This is a genomic window from Streptomyces yerevanensis, from assembly GCF_000716805.1.
GTDB classification, from domain to species: Bacteria; Actinomycetota; Actinomycetes; order Streptomycetales; family Streptomycetaceae; genus Streptomyces; species Streptomyces flaveus.
In genome coordinates this window covers 1-16,155 of the sequence record NZ_JNWJ01000055.1, presented here as the reverse complement: position 1 = coordinate 16,155, position 16,155 = coordinate 1, and the positions used below count along the sequence as shown (strand labels likewise).

14 protein-coding genes are annotated in these 16,155 nt (G+C 71.2%); 7 read left to right on the top strand and 7 right to left on the bottom strand.

What is annotated here, in order from left to right; genetic code table 11:
- Positions 1-38 precede the first annotated feature (38 nt).
- Together OP79_RS38355 and OP79_RS38350 are read right to left on the bottom strand one after the other, a co-directional pair.
- Complete coding sequence (locus OP79_RS38355) at positions 39-1,178, bottom strand: CaiB/BaiF CoA transferase family protein (RefSeq protein WP_033327156.1); 1,140 nt, start codon at positions 1,176-1,178, stop codon at positions 39-41.
- A gap of 137 nt (positions 1,179-1,315) precedes the next feature.
- Positions 1,316-1,738 carry an MmcQ/YjbR family DNA-binding protein gene (locus tag OP79_RS38350; RefSeq protein WP_033327154.1) on the bottom strand — a complete coding sequence of 141 codons (423 nt, stop codon included), beginning with the start codon at positions 1,736-1,738 and terminating at the stop codon, positions 1,316-1,318.
- A 72-nt stretch (positions 1,739-1,810) separates the two neighbouring features.
- On the opposite strand from OP79_RS38350, the gene OP79_RS38345 reads away from it, so the two are divergent.
- A complete protein-coding gene (locus OP79_RS38345) occupies positions 1,811-3,001 on the top strand; it encodes a saccharopine dehydrogenase family protein (protein ID WP_033327152.1) in 1,191 nt (396 codons plus the stop codon).
- A 5-nt stretch (positions 3,002-3,006) separates the two neighbouring features.
- Here OP79_RS38345 and mmpA read toward each other — a convergent pair whose 3' ends face one another.
- The 4 genes from mmpA to OP79_RS38325 form a co-directional block, all read right to left on the bottom strand.
- Entirely contained in the window at positions 3,007-3,147 is a 141-nt protein-coding gene (mmpA, locus tag OP79_RS56190) for a morphogenic membrane protein MmpA (protein WP_169786240.1), read from the bottom strand.
- A gap of 62 nt (positions 3,148-3,209) precedes the next feature.
- A complete protein-coding gene (locus tag OP79_RS38335; RefSeq protein WP_033327148.1) occupies positions 3,210-3,905 on the bottom strand; it encodes an endonuclease V in 696 nt (231 codons plus the stop codon).
- A 58-nt stretch (positions 3,906-3,963) separates the two neighbouring features.
- Entirely contained in the window at positions 3,964-4,278 is a 315-nt protein-coding gene (locus tag OP79_RS38330) for a hypothetical protein (protein WP_033327146.1), read from the bottom strand.
- A gap of 76 nt (positions 4,279-4,354) precedes the next feature.
- Positions 4,355-5,416, bottom strand: a complete 1,062-nt coding sequence (locus OP79_RS38325) for a WD40/YVTN/BNR-like repeat-containing protein (protein ID WP_106972585.1) — start codon at positions 5,414-5,416, stop codon at positions 4,355-4,357.
- Positions 5,417-5,655: 239 nt separating this feature from the next.
- Here OP79_RS38325 and ssgD point away from each other — a divergent pair, with 239 nt between their 5' ends.
- From ssgD to OP79_RS38300, 5 genes are all read left to right on the top strand, one after another.
- Positions 5,656-6,066 (top strand): spore wall synthesis regulator SsgD, encoded by a 411-nt coding sequence (ssgD, locus tag OP79_RS38320; RefSeq protein ID WP_033327144.1) that lies wholly within the window; start codon positions 5,656-5,658, stop codon positions 6,064-6,066.
- Between the two features lie 364 nt (positions 6,067-6,430).
- On the top strand, positions 6,431-8,062 hold the full coding sequence (locus OP79_RS38315) for an ABC-F family ATP-binding cassette domain-containing protein (protein ID WP_033327142.1): 1,632 nt from the start codon (positions 6,431-6,433) through the stop codon (positions 8,060-8,062).
- A gap of 10 nt (positions 8,063-8,072) precedes the next feature.
- On the top strand, positions 8,073-10,370 hold the full coding sequence (locus OP79_RS38310) for an ATP-binding cassette domain-containing protein (RefSeq protein WP_033327140.1): 2,298 nt from the start codon (positions 8,073-8,075) through the stop codon (positions 10,368-10,370).
- A 123-nt stretch (positions 10,371-10,493) separates the two neighbouring features.
- Complete coding sequence (gene ddaH, locus OP79_RS38305) at positions 10,494-11,270, top strand: dimethylargininase (protein WP_033327139.1); 777 nt, start codon at positions 10,494-10,496, stop codon at positions 11,268-11,270.
- A gap of 206 nt (positions 11,271-11,476) precedes the next feature.
- Positions 11,477-12,457, top strand: coding sequence for an acyl-ACP desaturase (locus OP79_RS38300; protein ID WP_033327137.1), 981 nt, complete (start codon positions 11,477-11,479; stop codon positions 12,455-12,457).
- A gap of 46 nt (positions 12,458-12,503) precedes the next feature.
- Here OP79_RS38300 and OP79_RS57410 read toward each other — a convergent pair whose 3' ends face one another.
- Positions 12,504-14,255, bottom strand: a complete 1,752-nt coding sequence (locus tag OP79_RS57410; protein ID WP_051745274.1) for a hypothetical protein — start codon at positions 14,253-14,255, stop codon at positions 12,504-12,506.
- A gap of 195 nt (positions 14,256-14,450) precedes the next feature.
- On the opposite strand from OP79_RS57410, the gene OP79_RS38290 reads away from it, so the two are divergent.
- A partial coding sequence (locus tag OP79_RS38290) for a zinc ribbon domain-containing protein (RefSeq protein ID WP_051745272.1) occupies positions 14,451-16,155 on the top strand: 1,705 nt, incomplete at its 3' end.

Below are 16,155 nucleotides of genomic sequence, written 5' to 3'. Positions count from 1 at the left end.
GGTTGCTCAGGCGCGAGGATCCGTCGCTTCATCCGGGTTCATTCGGGGCCGCCCTTCAGGAGGCCGGGTACGTCCCAGTCGCGGGCCACGTCCTCGGTGTCGGCGCCCGGCTGCGCGGGCCCGCCGCGGATCGAGGTGTGGGTGGCGGAGAAGCGTGGGGCGGGGGCGGGCTGGGTGATACCGCCGTGGTCGGTGAAGGTGCCGCGGGCGGCGAGGTGCGGGTGGTGCGGCGCCTCGCTCAGGGAGAGAACCGGCGCCACGCACGCGTCGGAGCCCTCGAAGACCGCGGTCCACTCCTCGCGCGTACGGGTCTTGAAGCGGGCCGCGACCGCCTCGCGCAGCTCGCCCCAGCGCGCCGGGTCCTTGTGGGCCGAGGCGTGTTCCGGGATGCCGAGGACATCCACGAACTCCGCGTAGAACTGCTTCTCGAGCGCGCCCACCGCCATGTACTGGCTGTCGGCCGTCTCGTACGTGCCGTAGTACGGGCAGCCTCCGTCGAGGAGGTTGGCGCCGCGCCGGTCCTGCCAGCGGCCGGCGGCCAGCATGCCGTGGATCATCACGGCCAGGTTCGCGGAACCGTCGACGATGGCCGCGTCCACGATCTGTCCGGTGCCGGTCGAGCGGGCGTGGTGGAGGGCGGCGAGGACGCCGACGACGAGATAGAGCGAGCCGCCCGCGTAGTCGCCGAGCAGGTTCGCGGGGACGGCGGGCGGTGCGTCCGGGTCGCCGATCATGCCGAGGGTGCCGGTCAGCGCGATGTACGCGATGTCGTGGCCCGCGCGCTGGGCGAGCGGGCCCTGCTGGCCCCAGCCGGTCATCCGTCCGTAGACGAGCTTCGGGTTGCGGGCGTGGCAGGTCTCGGGGCCGACGCCGAGGCGCTCGGCGACGCCCGGGCGGTAGCCCTCGATGAGAATGTCGGCGCGTTCGACCAGGTCGAGGACGCCGGCCGGGCCGTCATCGGCCTTCAGGTCGACGAGCACGGAGCGCTTGTTGCGGTTGGTGATGTCGTAGTCCGGGTTGATGACGAGGCCCGCGCCGCCGGGCCGGTCCACGCGGACGACGTCGGCGCCCAGGTCGGCGAGGAGCATGGCCGCGAACGGTCCGGGCCCGATACCCGCCAGCTCGACCACGCGCACCCCGGCGAGCGGGCCGTGCCCTGCCGTCCCTGTCGCTGTCATCAAGCCCCCAACACTGTGACACTACTGATGTAACACCCGTGATGCTAAGAACGCGTTCCACGCCGCACAAGACTCTGGCGAGCAAGCGCTTAGCCACTTCACTCAATCATTCTCAACGCCCGGCGCCGCCAAGGGAATCAGGGCGCCTCGAGCTCCGCTATGAGCTTCTTCGGAGCGATCGTGCGGTAACTCTCCTCGACCCAGTCGCACAGCAGCTCAGCGTCCGGGGAGCCCTCCTCATCCAGCGGGATGCTCACCCAGCCCGCCTTCCCGAGCCCGTACCCGGCGGGCTCGGCGCCCGGCGAGATCATCGCGTGGGCGTGCGCCGCCTCGTCCTTGAGCTTCACCGTCATGCCCATGGGATGGCTGCCGTCGGTCACACCGAGGAAGACGAACACCTTCTTGTTGACCTTCGCGACGGTCTCGCCCCAGGGAAACTCCTCGGTCGCGCCCGGCAGTCCGAGGGCGAACTCGCGCACTTTCTCCCATTTCTTCAGGGCGTTCTCGGTCACGGCCACGGCTGCCTCCGGTTCTTGGTGCGGCTCCTCGCACGGGGCCATGGTTCGGCTCCTCGCACTTCACGCTAACCTCAGCCACCGACAACGGCGCGGGGTGCAGGGCAGAGAGGTGCCATGAGCAGCCAGAACAGGACGGAGCGGGCGTATGACGTCGTGCTCTTCGGGGCCACGGGTTTCGTCGGAAGGCTCACCGCGGAGTACCTCGCCGCGCACACGCCCAAGGGACTGCGCTGGGCGATCGCGGCGCGCGACATGGCGAAGCTGGAGAGGCTGCGCGAGCGGCTGGCCTCGATCGACCCGGACTGCGCTCAGCTGCCCCTGCTCCGGGCGGACGTAGCCGATCCGGCCTCCCTGCGCGAACTCGCGGCCCACGCGCGCGTGGTGGCCACGACCGTCGGGCCGTATCTGACGTACGGCGAGGAACTGCTCGCCGCCTGCGCGGACGCCGGCACCGACTATGTCGACCTCTGCGGAGAGCCCGAGTTCGTGGACCTCATGTATGTGCGGCACGACGCACGCGCGCGTGAGACCGGCGCGCGGCTGGTGCATGCATGCGGCTTCGACTCCATTCCGCACGACCTGGGCGCGTACTTCACGGTCCGTCAGCTGCCCGAAGGGGTGCCACTGACCGTTGACGGGTTCGTACGCGCCGACGGGATGTTCTCGGGCGGTACGTTCGGCTCGGCCCTGAACCAGTTCTCGCGCGGGCCACAGATGGCTGCCGCGGCGCGGGACCGCGCGCGGCACGAGCCACGGCCGACGGGCCGACGGGCGTACGCACCGCTGAGCGCGCCCCGCTATGCCAAGGAGGTGGGGGCGTGGGCGGTGCCGCTGCCCACGATCGACGCGCAGATCGTGCAGCGTTCGGCCCGGGCCCTGGAGCGGTACGGGCCCGACTTCCGCTACCGGCACTACGCGGCGGCCAAGCGGCTGCCGTTCGCGGTGGGCGGGGTGGCCGCGGCCGGTGCGGCCTTCGCGGCGGCGCAGCTGCCGCCGGCCCGGCGCTGGCTGTCGGACCGGCTCAAGCCCGGGGAGGGGCCGAGCGAGGAGAAGCGGGCGAGGAGCTGGTTCTCGGTGCGGTTCGTGGGCGAGGGCGGCGGGCGCCGCGTCTTCACGGAGGTCGCGGGCGGCGATCCCGGTTACGGCGAGACCGCCAAGATGCTCGCCGAGTCCGCCCTGTGCCTGGCCTTCGACGAACTGCCCCCGGTATCGGGCCAGGTCACCACCGCGGTGGCGATGGGCGACCGGCTCATCGAGCGCCTGCGGGAGGCGGGGATCAGCTTCCGGGTCGCGGCTTCCCGCTAGCTGACCTACCAGCCCATGACCGTGTAGATCATCCCCACTATCCAGCCGACCCCGGCGAGGACCGCGAGGATCAGGCCCGCCATCAGGGCGCGCTCGACGGGCTGGCTGGGAGTGGCGGTGGGCTTCGTGGCGCGGTGTGTCGTCATGCGGGCCAGCCTGCCGAGCGCGACGGGGCCCCGGCATCCGTACAAGTACTCAGAACAAGTACTCAGACGACGTACTCAGTCGCCTTCAGGGCCTTGCGGCACAGCGCGTCCGCGCGGCGGGTCGTCTCCGGGAGGCGGAAGCGCGGCGCGAGTCGCAGCGTGTGGGCGCAGGCGTTGTCCAGGCTCACCCGGTGGCCGACCGAGACGAAGACCGGCTTGACGCCCTGCTGGGTACGCAGCGCCCGGCCGACCTCCTCCTCGCCCGCGAGCAGCGGGGACGAGGATCCGCGCGGGGCGTCCGGCTCCTCGTACGCGAAGGTGAACGGGTTCTTGGCGACGCCGATCGCCGACAGGCCCGTGAGGACGCCGAGATGGGCGGCCAGTCCGAAGCGGCGGGGGTGGGCGAGACCGTAGCCGTCGCAGACGACGAGGCCCGGCTCGCAGGGCAGGGCGTCGAGGGCGGCCAGGACGGCCGGGAGCTCGCGGAAGGCGAGCAGCCCGGGGACATAGGGGAAGGGCACCCGCCCCACGGCCGTGGACTCGGCCACGACATCGAGAGTCGCCGCCTCCAGGACGACGGCCGCGGCCACGACGACGTCACGCTCGTCGTCGTACGCCACGTCCACCCCCGTCACCCGGCCGGTGCCCGGCGGCGGCCCCGGCTCGTCGAGTGCGACGCGACCGCGCAACTCGTCCTGCACGGCGCGGGCTTGCTCTTCGGTGGCGGGCCAGCCCGCCGGGATGCGTACGGTCGTCATGGTGCAATCGAGCGTACGCGGCCGGGCGACGAGGACGGCGTTCAGACGAGCACGGCGTTCAGCGGCCGAGGGCCCGGGACAGCTCTTCCTTGTTCATCTTGGAGCGGCCCTCGATGTTGCGGCTCTTCGCCTCCTCGTAGAGCTGGTCGTACGTGGCCCCTCCGCGGGACTCACGGCTGCCGCGACGTCCGGCCGAGGTGTCCTGGGCGGACGTACGGCTCGTGGTCTTCGACTCGCCGCGCTGAGCGCGTTCCTTGTCGGTGGTCCGGGAGGCGATCTCCTCGGCGCGCCGCTCGCTCGCGCCGCGTTCGCGTTCGCTTTCCCTGATGTGTTCCTGCTGGCGTTCCCGCTTGGAACTCGAGCCACGTGCCATGGCCGGACTCCTTGCTGCTAGAAGACTGCTGGAAGCCGCCCCTGTCCAAGCCAAGCACGGCCCGCGCCCGCTCGCATCAGCGCTCGAGGCGGGCCACCCGGCCCTTCTCGCCGGACGCCCAGCAGCCCAGGTCAGGGGTGCAGTCGACGGTGTCGTACGAGCCCGTGTCCAGGGTGCGCCAGGTCCGGCCGCCGTCCGTGGTGAGGTCGGTTCCGGTGGGGCCGACGGCGAGGGCGGTCGAGCGGCTGTGCGGGAGCCAGGTGACGCCGGAGCGGTAGGCGGGCGGCGGCTGCGCGGCGGGTGTCCAGGTGCGGCCGGCGTTGCCGCTGACGGCGGCGGCCTGCGGTGACGCCTGGTCCGCGCGGTAGTCGCCGCCGACCGCGATGCCGTGCGTACGGTCGCGGAAAGCGAGGGCGAAGACTCCGCGCGCCGGGTCGCCCGCGGGAATCGGGGTGTCGGCGGCCCTCCAGGTCAGGCCGCGGTCGGAGGAGTGCAGCACGCGCGCGCGTGCGGCCCCGCCCGTGGCCAGCCATACATCGCGCGGCCCCGAACTGACCAGGCACTGCCCACTGGCCGCGAAGCCCGCCTCGCCCTCCTGCGCCGCGGGCATCCCGTCGCTGGGCAGCACCTTCCAGGAGCGTCCGCCGTCGCTGGTCGACAGGATCCGGAACTTGCCGTCCACGGGGTCGCTCATCGCCAGGCCGTGACGCCGGTCGAAGAAGGTGACACAGTCGTAGAAAGCCTTCGCGTCGGTGTTGCGGAAGGACTCGGTCCAGTTCTCGCCGCCGTCGTCGGTGCGGAAGATCCGGGAGGCCTCGCCCTCGCCGATGGCCAGGACCACGGCACGTCGGCTGTCGAATGCCTCGATGTCGCGGAACTCCAACTCGGCGGCGCCGGGCGGCGATACATTCCGCCAGCTCGCGCCGCCGTCGGAGGTGCGCAGCACGGTGCCCTGCGATCCGGCCAGCCAGGCGGTGTTCCGGCTGACGGCGGAGAGCCCGCGGAAGCGTACGTCGGTGCCGGTGTCCTTGAGTTCCCAGTGCGGAGCCTGCCGGTCCGGTTCTTCTGCCTGTGCGGGCGCCGTGAGTACGGCGGCGAGCGCGGCCCCGCACACCCCCGCTGCCAGCAGTCGCCTCATGAATCTCTTCGGTCGCGTTTTCCCCAAGCCCCTCATGGCGGGCGAAGCTAGCCCACTACCCCGGTGGCGTCCAGATGCCCCAAATGACAACGGTGGCCACTTCGGTGATTGAAGGCGGTGACACAGGTCACTCGAACTTAATGCGTCTTCGTGAGCACGGAATGGCTGATTCTGTCGTCTCTTCAAGTGACCGGCGTCATCCGTGCACCGTTCGTCAAGCCGTCACAAGGGAGCAGGCGTTGTCCACTGTCATCGAGCAGCCTGTCGAGGCCCGCCTCGTCGCCGCCGCGCCGCGGATGCCGAGCATTCCCGCGGCGCTCCACTACGACCCTCGTGAGCCGTTCGCCGTCCGTATGACCTTCCCGGCCCCGGCCACCCTCGAAGGCGTGGACGTGTGCTGGACCTTCGCCCGCGAGCTGCTCGTCTCGGGTCTGGAGGAGCCGGTGGGTGACGGCGACGTACGGGTCCGGCCGTACGGATACGACCGCCTCGTCCTGGAGTTCCACGCTCCCGAGGGCACCGCTGTGATCCACGTCCGCGCGGGCGAAGTACGGCGCTTCCTTCAGAGCACGGCGGAGCTGGTGCCCGTCGGCCTGGAGCACCAGGACCTGGACCACGCCCTCGCCGAACTGCTGCGGGACGCCGGCTGATCCCTCGTCCCCGCGTCCAGCAGCTCCCGCGCGACGCGGCGGACGAGCGTGTGCACGGCTCGGCTCCGTTAATTCGTTGACACGAACCGAGCCCCCTCCTACGGTGTACAGCGGTTCTGTTGCCGTTGATTGGAGAAGGACGTTGCTCGTCTGAGGTCCTGAGACACCGCGCCACACCTGTCTGCGTGTGTGCGCCGCGTGCGACCTCGGCATACGAGCCGTCCTCCGGAGCGGGACCTTCCCCCGGACCTCCAGGACTCCTGCCCGTCTTTTCGGCCGTCGTCGCCGCCCCGGTGCCCTGCCCGGTGCCTGCCGGTGTCTCGATACGCGTTGCCCTGACCGCATCAAGCAACCGCGAGGCCCCATGTCAACCTCCCCCACCGCCATCACCTGCACCTCCCTCCGCTTCGCCTGGCCGGACGGCAGCACCGTCTTCGACGATCTGCAGGTGGCCTTCGGACCCGGCAGAACCGGGCTCGTCGGCGTCAACGGATCAGGAAAATCAACCCTGTTGAAGCTGATCGCCGGACAGCTCACACCGACCGACGGCACCGTCCGGGTGGCGGGCGAGGTCGGCTACCTGCCGCAGAACGTCACCCTCGACACCTCACTGCGCGTCGACGAGGCGCTCGACATCGCCGCCAAGCGCGCCGCGCTGCACGCCATCGAGGCGGGCGACGTCGCCGAGCACCACTTCGACGTCGTCGGCGACGACTGGGACGTCGAGGAACGCGCTGTCGCGACACTCGGCGAACTCGGCCTGGACCACATCGAGTTGGACCGCACGATCGGCGAGGTCTCGGGCGGCGAGTCCGTCCTGCTGCGCCTGGCCGCGCTGCTCCTGCGCCGGCCCGACGTACTCCTGCTGGACGAGCCCACCAACAACCTCGACCTGTACGCGCGTCGGCGTCTGTACGCGGCGGTCGAGGCCTGGTCGGGAGTGATGGTCGTGGTCAGCCACGACCGTGAACTCCTCGAACTGGTCGACCAGATCGCGGATCTTCACTCCGGTGAGGTCACCTGGTACGGAGGCAACTTCTCCGCGTACGAGGAGGCGCTCGCCACCGAGCAGGAGGCGGCCGAGCGCATGGTGCGCGTCGCCGAGGCCGACATGAAGAAGCAGAAGCGCGAACTGGTCGACGCCCAGGTCAAGTTGGCGCGTCGCAAGAGGTACGCGCAGAAGATGTACGACACCAAGCGCGAACCCCGGGCCGTGATGAAACTGAAGAGCCGCTCGGCTCAGGTGTCCGCCGGCAAGCACCGCATCATGCACGAGGACAAGCTCGCCGAGGCCAAGGAACGCCTCGACGAGGCGGTCGACGCCGTACGGGACGAAGACGAGATCCGCGTAGAGCTCCCGTACACGGCCGTGCCGCCCGGCCGCACCGTACTCACGCTCTTGGACCTGGAGTTGAGGTACGGCGCCCGCGTGGCCGGCGGCTTCGACCTCCGCGGCCCCGAGCGGATCGCGCTGATCGGACGCAACGGCGCGGGCAAGACGACGCTGCTGCGGACGATCGCCGGGGAACTCGACGCGGCCTCCGGGGAGGCTCAGGCCCACGTACCCCTACGTTTCCTGCCGCAGCGCCTCGACGTACTGGACGACGACCTGACCGTCGCCGAGAACGTGGCGCGCTTCGCGCCGAGCGCCACCAACAACCGGATCCGGGCCCGCCTCGCCCGCTTCCTGTTCAAGGGCGCCCGCGCCGACCAGCGCGCCGCGACGCTCTCCGGCGGCGAACGCTTCCGGGCGACGCTGGCCGCCCTGATCCTGGCCGAGCCCGCACCCCAGCTGCTGATGCTCGACGAGCCGACGAACAACCTCGACATGGCGAGCGTGCGGCAGCTGACCTCGGCCCTGGAGTCGTACGAGGGCGCGCTGATCGTGGCCAGCCACGACGTGCCGTTCCTGGAGTCGATCGGGATCACACGCTGGCTGCTGCTGGAAGGAGAACTCAAGGAAATCACGCCAGAAGCTGTCGGGTATCCCGGCTAGCTTCGCCGGTATGAGCCAACTGACCACCGGTACTCATCATCAGTTCATCCAGGTCAAAGGAGCCCGGGAGAACAACCTCCGCGACGTCACTCTCCGTATCCCGAAAGGCCGGCTGACCGTCTTCACCGGCGTTTCGGGATCGGGGAAGTCGTCCGTCGTCTTCGACACGATCGCGGTCGAGTCGCAGCGCCAGCTGAACGAGACCTTCACCTGGTTCATCCGCAACCGGCTGCCGAAGTACGAGCGGCCGCACGCTGAGGCCATCGACGATCTCTCACCGGCGATCGTCGTCGACCAGCGGCCGGTCGGCGGTCACTCCCGGTCCACCGTGGGCACGATGACGGACGTCTACTCGGTGATCCGCGTGCTGTTCTCGCGGTACGGCACACCGAGCGCGGGTCCGGCGACCGCGTACTCGTTCAACGATCCCTCGGGCATGTGCCCCGAGTGCGACGGCCTCGGGCGCACGGTCCGGCCCGACTGGGACCGCATCCTGGACCCGGACCGCTCGCTCGCGGACGGCGCGATCCGCTTCCCGCCGTTCGCCGCGGGGACCTGGCAGGGGCAGGCGTACACGAACACCACCGAGCTGGACCCACACAAGCCGGTACGCCGATTCACCGCCGCCGAGCGGGAGTTCCTGCTGCGCGGGCGTCCCGACAGCAAAGTCACCATCAGTGGCTCCGGCGGCACCTGGAACACCGACTACGAAGGGCTCGCCGACCGTTTCGAGCGGCTGTACCTCAAGCGGGACCTGTCGGCGCTCAGCCAGAAGACCCGCGACCAGGTGCAGGGTTTTCTGACGGAGGACACCTGCCCGGTGTGCCACGGGGCACGGCTGAACGCGGCGGCGCTCGCCACCCGCGTCGGCGGACTGTCCATCGCCGACTGCACCCGGATGCAGGTCAGCGACCTGATCGCGGTACTGAAGAACATCGACGAATCCGTCGACCCCGTCGCCGGGCCGATCGCGGGCGCGGCCGTGGCCTCGCTCGAGCGGATCGAGGCGATCGGGCTCGGCTACCTCAGCCTCGACCGGGAGACCGCCACGCTGTCCGGTGGAGAGGGCCAGCGGCTGAAGACGGTGCGGCATCTCGGATCGAGCCTGACCGGGATGACGTACATCTTCGACGAACCGAGCGTCGGGCTGCACCCGCGCGATGTGGGGCGCCTCGGCGATCTGCTGCTGCGACTGCGCGACAGGGGGAACACCGTGCTGGTCGTCGAGCACGACCCGGACGTCATCGCCCTCGCCGACCATGTCGTCGACCTGGGGCCCGGCGCGGGGGCCGACGGCGGGCGGGTGGTGTTCGAGGGAACGCCGCGCGCTCTGGCCGCGGCCGACACCCTCACGGGCCGCTGTCTGCGCCGCCGCACCCAGCTCAAGGAGCGGACCCGGCAGGCCACCGGCGGGCTGTGGGTGAAGGGCGCGGATCTGCACAACCTGCGGGACGTCACGGTGGAGTTCCCCACCGGTGTGCTGACCGTGGTGACCGGTGTCGCGGGCTCCGGCAAGAGCACGCTCGTCTCCCAGGCGTTCACGGCCGCCCACCCGGACGCGGTCGTCGTCGACCAGTCGTCCATCGGCATCTCGGCGCGGTCCACCCCGGCGACGTACGTCGGCATCATGGACACCGTACGGAAGATCTTCGCGCGGGAGACGGGAACCGAGCCGGGGTTGTTCAGCTTCAACTCGGAAGGCGCGTGCGGGACTTGTCAGGGGCGCGGGGTCAGCTACACGGATCTCGCGTTCATGGACCCGGTGACCACGACCTGCCCCGACTGCGAGGGCCGGCGCTTCAAGGACGAGGTGCTGCGGCTGACCGTGGGCGGCAACTCCATCGTCGACGTACTGGAGATGACGGCCGATCAGGCGCTGGAGTTCTTCACGGACACGGGCGTACGCCGCCGCCTGCGCGCCCTGCGGGACGTCGGACTCACGTACCTGACGCTGGGTCAGCCTCTGTCCACGCTCTCCGGTGGGGAGCGGCAGCGGATCAAACTGGCGACCCGGTTGCATCGAACGGGCGCCGTGTACGTACTGGACGAGCCGACGACCGGGCTGCACATGTCCGACGTCGACGGACTGCTCGCCCTCCTCGACCGGCTGGTCGACACCGGCAACACCGTCCTGGTGGTCGAGCACAACCTGGACGTCGTGGCGCACGCCGACTGGGTCATCGACCTCGGGCCGGACGGAGGCAAGGACGGCGGCCAGGTGATCTTCGAAGGACCGCCGCGCCGGCTGCTCGACGCGGAGGAGTCGTTCACGGCCGAACATCTGCGGCGGGTGGTCGGCATGGGCTGAGACGCAGGGGTATGCGGGCCCGGGCGCCCAAGCGCTGACCATGAGGGCTGTCGCCGGGCGGGGAACGGGCTGCATGATGTGCGGATACACCCCTGCGAACCCCTTCGATTCGGAGATCCGCGCGTGCCCAGCCAGAAGGCCCTCATCCGCCGACCCAGCCCCCGACTGGCCGAAGGACTGGTCACGTACATCGAGCGGGAACCGGTCGACGCCGAGCTCGCGATACGGCAGTGGGAGGCGTACGTCGAGGTGCTGGGCGCGCACGGCTGGGAGACCATCGAGGTGGAGCCCGAGGACGACTGTCCCGACTCGGTGTTCGTGGAGGACACTGTGGTCGTCTTCCGTAACGTGGCGCTCATCGCGCGCCCGGGCGCCGAGTCGCGGCGTGAGGAGACCGCCGGGGTCGAGGAGGCCGTGGCCCGGCTCGGCTGCTCGGTGAACTGGGTGTGGGAGCCGGGCACACTCGAGGGCGGCGACGTCCTGAAGATCGGCGACACCGTGTACGTGGGACGCGGCGGGCGCACCAACGCGGCGGGCATCCAGCAGCTGCGGGCCACCTTCGAACCGCTCGGCGCCCGTGTGGTCGCCGTACCAGTGAGCAAGGTGCTGCATCTGAAGTCGGCGGTCACCGCGCTGCCGGACGGCACGGTTGTCGGGCACGGGCCGCTGGTGGACACGCCTTCGCTGTTCCCGCGCTTCCTGTCGGTGCCGGAGGAGTCCGGTTCGCATGTCGTGCTCCTGGGCGGCGGGAAGCTGCTGATGGCGGCGAGCGCTCCCAAGACCGCCGAGTTGTTCGCCGATCTCGGTCATGAACCGGTCCTCGTGGACATCAGCGAGTTCGAGAAGCTCGAGGGCTGTGTGACATGCCTCTCGGTCCGGCTACGGGAGCTCTATGCCTGACCGGCCTGCCGGGGCGCCCACCCCGCCGGGGACCTGCGGGTCCGTGTGAGGCAGGCTTGCAGTCGAAGATCCCGCTGTTCAGGGGCCGTTCACCCATGTGACGGCCCCTTATAGCGCACTTAACCTACGGTGTCGTAACCTACGGTTTCGTAGCCTACGATGCCGTAGGTTCGTGCCCTTTGCTCGTACGTCCCCCTGGAGCACCCATGACGATCACTTCCCCTCACCTCGGCAGCCCGTCCTCCGCCTGGACCGACGCTCGTCTGCTGTACGCGCTGGAGGAAGTTGTCGAGCAGGAGCTCAACCGGCATCTGAAGGTCGCCAAGGACTGGATGCCGCACGAGTACGTGCCGTTCAGCGACGGCCGGAACTTCCCGGGCATCTTCGAGGACGGCGAGGCCTGGGAGAAGGAGCAGTCCAAGGTCACCGAGATCGGCCGTATCGCGCTGGTGGTGAACCTGCTCACCGAGGACAACCTCCCCAGCTACCACCACGAGATCGCCAGCCTCTTCGGCCGCGATGGCGCCTGGGGCACCTGGGTGCACCGCTGGACGGCCGAGGAGGGCCGGCACGGCATCGTGATGCGGGACTACCTGCTCACCTCGCGCGCAGTGGACCCGGACAAGCTGGAGCAGTTCCGCATGGCCCACATGAGCGAGGGCTTCGAGTCGGACAACCGCCACTCGATGCTGCACTCGGTGGCCTACGTCGCCTTCCAGGAGCTGGCGACCCGCGTCTCGCACCGCAACACCGGCCACCAGTCGGGTGACCCGGTCTGCGACCGCATGCTGGCGCGCATCGCGACCGACGAGAACCTCCACATGGTCTTCTACCGCAATCTGCTGAAGGCGGCCTTCGACCTCGCGCCCGACCTGACGATGCAGGCGGTGCGCGACGTGATCGTGAACTTCCGCATGCCCGGTCACGGCATGCCCGGCTTCGAGCGGGCCGCCGCGCAGATGGCGATCGGCGAGGTCTACAACATGCGCATCCACCACGACGACGTCATCCAGCCCGTGCTGCGCTTCCTGAGGGTCCTGGAGATCGACGGTCTCGGCCCGGAGGGCCTCAAGGCGCAGGAGGAAATCGGCCTGTACATGGGCGGCCTGGACGCGGAGGCGTCCAAGTTCGACGAGAAGCTGGCGGCCCGTAAGGCCAGGATGGCGGCGCGCGCCGCCCAGGCGTAAGCAGCCCGTACGAGCCCCGCAGGCGCCCGGCCCAACCGCCGGGCGCCTATTCGTGCGCCGTGACCACCGCCAGTGCCGCGTCGCGTACGTCGGGCAGTGCGTGACGGCGTAGCAGTCTGAGGTGTTCGCGCCAGGGGGCCGGCCAGGCCGTGCGGCTACCGAGGGCGCCGGTGAGGGCCACGGCGAGCAGACCCTGGGCGTGGCCACCGTGGGCGGTCAGGCGGCGGGCCACGTGCAGCAGGGCCTCGGGGTCGCCCTCATGCACCTGGTGGCGCAACCGGTCGCCGACTTCCTGTGCCATGCGGGCCGCGAGCGCCGGGCGGCTCTCGGTGAGGGCGGCGAGACGGTCCAGCCGCTCCAGGTCCGCGTCCAGGTCCAGGTGGAACGCGGCGATTTCGGTGGCCTGCGGAACGAAGTCGTCGTATCCCGCGAGGAGTTCGCTCGCGGCGAGAGCGGCGGGGCGGATGGGCCGCGGGGCGGTTCTGCCATCAAGGCTGAGCCGGAGGACAAGGCGCTCGATACGGCGGCGGGCGGGGCGGTCGCGACGTTCCTCGGCGTCGTGCAGGGCCTCCACGGCCGGAGGCGCGCCCTCCGACTCCGCCAGCGCCCGCAACGCCCGTAGCAGACCCTCGCCGCCCCGCTCCGATCCCGCCGCGGCCGTCACGAGGCCGTTCGCGGCGGCGTGCCAGGAGACGCGCTCGGCCAGGTTCGCGGTGGCGTCGGCCAGCACCGTCGGCGCGTCCGGCGACCACGGCGCCCAGCGGGCCAGCACGTCGAAGGCCACGGTCGCCGTCTCCGGGTCGTCGGTGTCGCAGACGTCGCGCACCAGGCGGGCGTACCGCTCGCGGTGCGGCTCGGAGAGGTCCAGCGGCGAGACGCGCAGAACAGCCGTGCGCAGGACGGGTTCCGCGCCCGCGGCATCGCCCAGCAGCCCCCACACCGCTTCCTCGGCGAGCAGCGGGCCCGCGAAGGCGACGCAGGCGGCGCGTACGTCGCGATGGGTGCCCGGTCGTGCGTACGCCTCCGTGAGCAGCTGAGCCGCCCGCGGCACCGGGATGCGTACGGCGGCCAGGCGGGCGGCCTCCTTGCGGCTGGTCACCTTGACGTCCGGTCCGAGCAGCATGGCGCGGAGTTGCTCGGCGAGGAGGGACGACGCCGCGTACCGGGACGCCTGCGTGGCCGCGTACACCGCCACGCGCGCGTGCTCGCTGTCCGCGTGCGCGAGCAGTTCGGGCAGCGCTTCGGCAGGCCGGTCGGTGCGGGCGAGGGCGGCCAGGGCCGCCTCGGCGAGGACGACGTCCTCGGAGGCGGTCCAGCGTCGTACGAGATCGGCTCCGATGCCTGGCACGAGCGCACTCTGCTCGATCGCTTCGGCTCGCAACCCCTGCCAGAGCCCGTCGTCCTCGGCGAGGGCCGCCAACTGCCGGGCCACCGCCTGCTGTTGACGCGGCACCCAGCGCCGGATGTTCCGGTCCACCCATACGGACCAAGGGCTGCCCTTGGTCAGGAAGCGGCCGTACGGCGGGGTGTCGGCCAGCAGCGGGTCGAGCAGGTCCGTACGGCACCGGGTGACGATCGCCTGGACCGGTTCCAGCTCACCGGCGGACGGTTCCAGCGCGAGGATCCGGGCCGCGCGCTCGCTCCGGGTCGCGGGCGGCCCCAGCCACAGGCGGACCGCCTCGGGTGCGTTCGTGTCAGCGCCGTAACGGATCGCCTGCCACAGGAATTCCTGCAGCTCGGGCATGCCGGCGGCGCGCCGGCCCACCGCTCGGGTGAGGGCGAAGGCAAGAGTCTTCAACTGTTGGCGGTTTTCCTGCGTTTTCCTGCGTTTTCCTGTGCGATTCGGGCGGTGCCGGCCGGGTGTGTGTCTTTGTGCGGGGGTCGGTCGTTAGGCCGATCGGGTGCACGGATGTGCCCCCGATTCGGGACCGGGCAGGGGGTGGTGGGCGTGGGCCGGTTGATAGCGACGGCGCCGTGTACCGCCTTCGGTGGCATGGTCGAGGCCAGCGGCGAGCATGTCGGCCGAGCCCTGCTGTATGAACGGGTGGGGTTTCTGGCCCAGTTGAGCCGCGAGCTGACCTCCGCGCTGGTGGCTTCCCGGTGGGACGAGGCCTCGCTGAAGGTGCTGGCCGCCGGGGTCGACGAGCAGGGTGAGAAGCTGCCCTCCAAAGGGTGGATGGCGATGCGCCGCCTGGGCTGGGCGGCGGCCACCACGCCTGTCGAGGGGGTGTACGTGTCGGACCGGGTGCGGCGGGCGGCCGAGGAGTATGCGGCGCGCACCCTGCGGCTGGCGCTGCACCGGCGCGCCCTGCTGGCGGCCGTCCTGGCGACCTGGCCCGCCGATCCTTTCCGGCGTACCGGGGCGGAGTGGGCCGCGTTGCGGGCGCTGCTGCCGACCGGGGTCAGCAGTGCGGAGATCCGCAACCGCACCCGGCAGGTGCGTGCGTATGTGGCCGAGCACGGGCGCCTGCCCGCCGGGTTGTGTGAGCTGGAGGAGCCGCCCGAGATCGCCGCGCAGGTACTCCTTGCCGCGATGGACCGCCAGCAGGTCACCCTGGAGCGGATGGATGCGGGGCTGGCCCGGCTGCAGGTGAAGCTTCCGCTGTGCGCGGCTCCCGGCTCGGGACGGGACTGGGCCTGGCACGTGCTCGACCTGCGGCTGCCCGCCACCGTCGCGCCGGAGGCGGTCCTGCATACCCCGACCCTGCGCCCCACCCGGAGCGGCCGGATCGCGGTGGACCTGCCGCACTCGACGCCGGTGGCCGCGACCCCGGCCGCCGGGCACACCGTGGCGGTGGGCTTCGACTGGGGTGTGAACACCCTGCTCACCGGCACGGTGGGCCGCCTGACCGGCCGGGCCGGGCAGGCGCGGGTGGTCACCGACGGCCGCCCTCTGCTCTTCGACGCCACCGCGATCAGCGCGAAACTGCACCGGCTGCGCACCCACCGCGAACACCTCGCCACCCGACGCGACCACTACCGGGCGCTCGCGGACGGCCTCGGTGCCCCCCACCTGGCCTGGGGGCGGCTCCTTGACCGGGCCGCGGTGCTGGAGGTGGAGCATGAGCGGGTGTGTGCCCGCATCCGCCACCTGAACCAGGCGCTGGCCTGGTCGGCGGCCCGCTGGGCCGTCGACCAGAGCGTCGCACTCGGCGCCACCGTCATCTACCTGGAGGACCTGGCCACCCTGGAGGCGCGCGGCAAACGCAAAGGCAACGCCCGGCTGTCCGGGCAGGTGCGCGGCACCCTCGCCGAGGCGATGAGGCATCTGGCCGCCAAGGCGGGCATCGCGGTGGTCACCGTCCCCGCAAGGGGCACCTCCGCCCGCTGCCCGCAATGCCTGGGCCCGCTGGGCCACCACCCCGCCCCGGACCGGCTCCACGTGCGCGGCTGGGCCTGGGCCCATTGTGCAGGGTGCGGGCTGTCGCTGGACCGGGACCAGGCCGCCGCCCGCCGGATCGTCTCCCGCGGCCTGCTCGCCCAGACCCACACCACCACCGACCGCACCACCGGTACCCGGACCATCCGCACCGTGGTGGAGGGCACCGTCACCGCGGTGCGCCGGCCGAAGAAGACGACCCGCCAGCTGCGCCGCGCCCGCCGCGCGCAGGCCCTCCCCGCCCGGCCGCCTGGCCCGAAGGCCACCCCCGGCAAATCCCGCCCCACCCCGGCCCGCCCCACCCCGGCCCGCCCCACCC

Coding starts and splice junctions, on each gene's coding strand:
- OP79_RS38355 (WP_033327156.1), bottom strand. CDS start 1,178: ATGACAGCGACAGGGACGGCAGGGCACGGCCCGCTCGCCGGGGTGCGC.
- OP79_RS38350 (WP_033327154.1), bottom strand. CDS start 1,738: ATGGCCCCGTGCGAGGAGCCGCACCAAGAACCGGAGGCAGCCGTGGCC.
- OP79_RS38345 (WP_033327152.1), top strand. CDS start 1,811: ATGAGCAGCCAGAACAGGACGGAGCGGGCGTATGACGTCGTGCTCTTC.
- mmpA (WP_169786240.1), bottom strand. CDS start 3,147: ATGACGACACACCGCGCCACGAAGCCCACCGCCACTCCCAGCCAGCCC.
- OP79_RS38335 (WP_033327148.1), bottom strand. CDS start 3,905: ATGACGACCGTACGCATCCCGGCGGGCTGGCCCGCCACCGAAGAGCAA.
- OP79_RS38330 (WP_033327146.1), bottom strand. CDS start 4,278: ATGGCACGTGGCTCGAGTTCCAAGCGGGAACGCCAGCAGGAACACATC.
- OP79_RS38325 (WP_106972585.1), bottom strand. CDS start 5,416: ATGAGGCGACTGCTGGCAGCGGGGGTGTGCGGGGCCGCGCTCGCCGCC.
- OP79_RS38315 (WP_033327142.1), top strand. CDS start 6,431: ATGTCAACCTCCCCCACCGCCATCACCTGCACCTCCCTCCGCTTCGCC.
- OP79_RS38310 (WP_033327140.1), top strand. CDS start 8,073: ATGAGCCAACTGACCACCGGTACTCATCATCAGTTCATCCAGGTCAAA.
- OP79_RS38300 (WP_033327137.1), top strand. CDS start 11,477: ATGACGATCACTTCCCCTCACCTCGGCAGCCCGTCCTCCGCCTGGACC.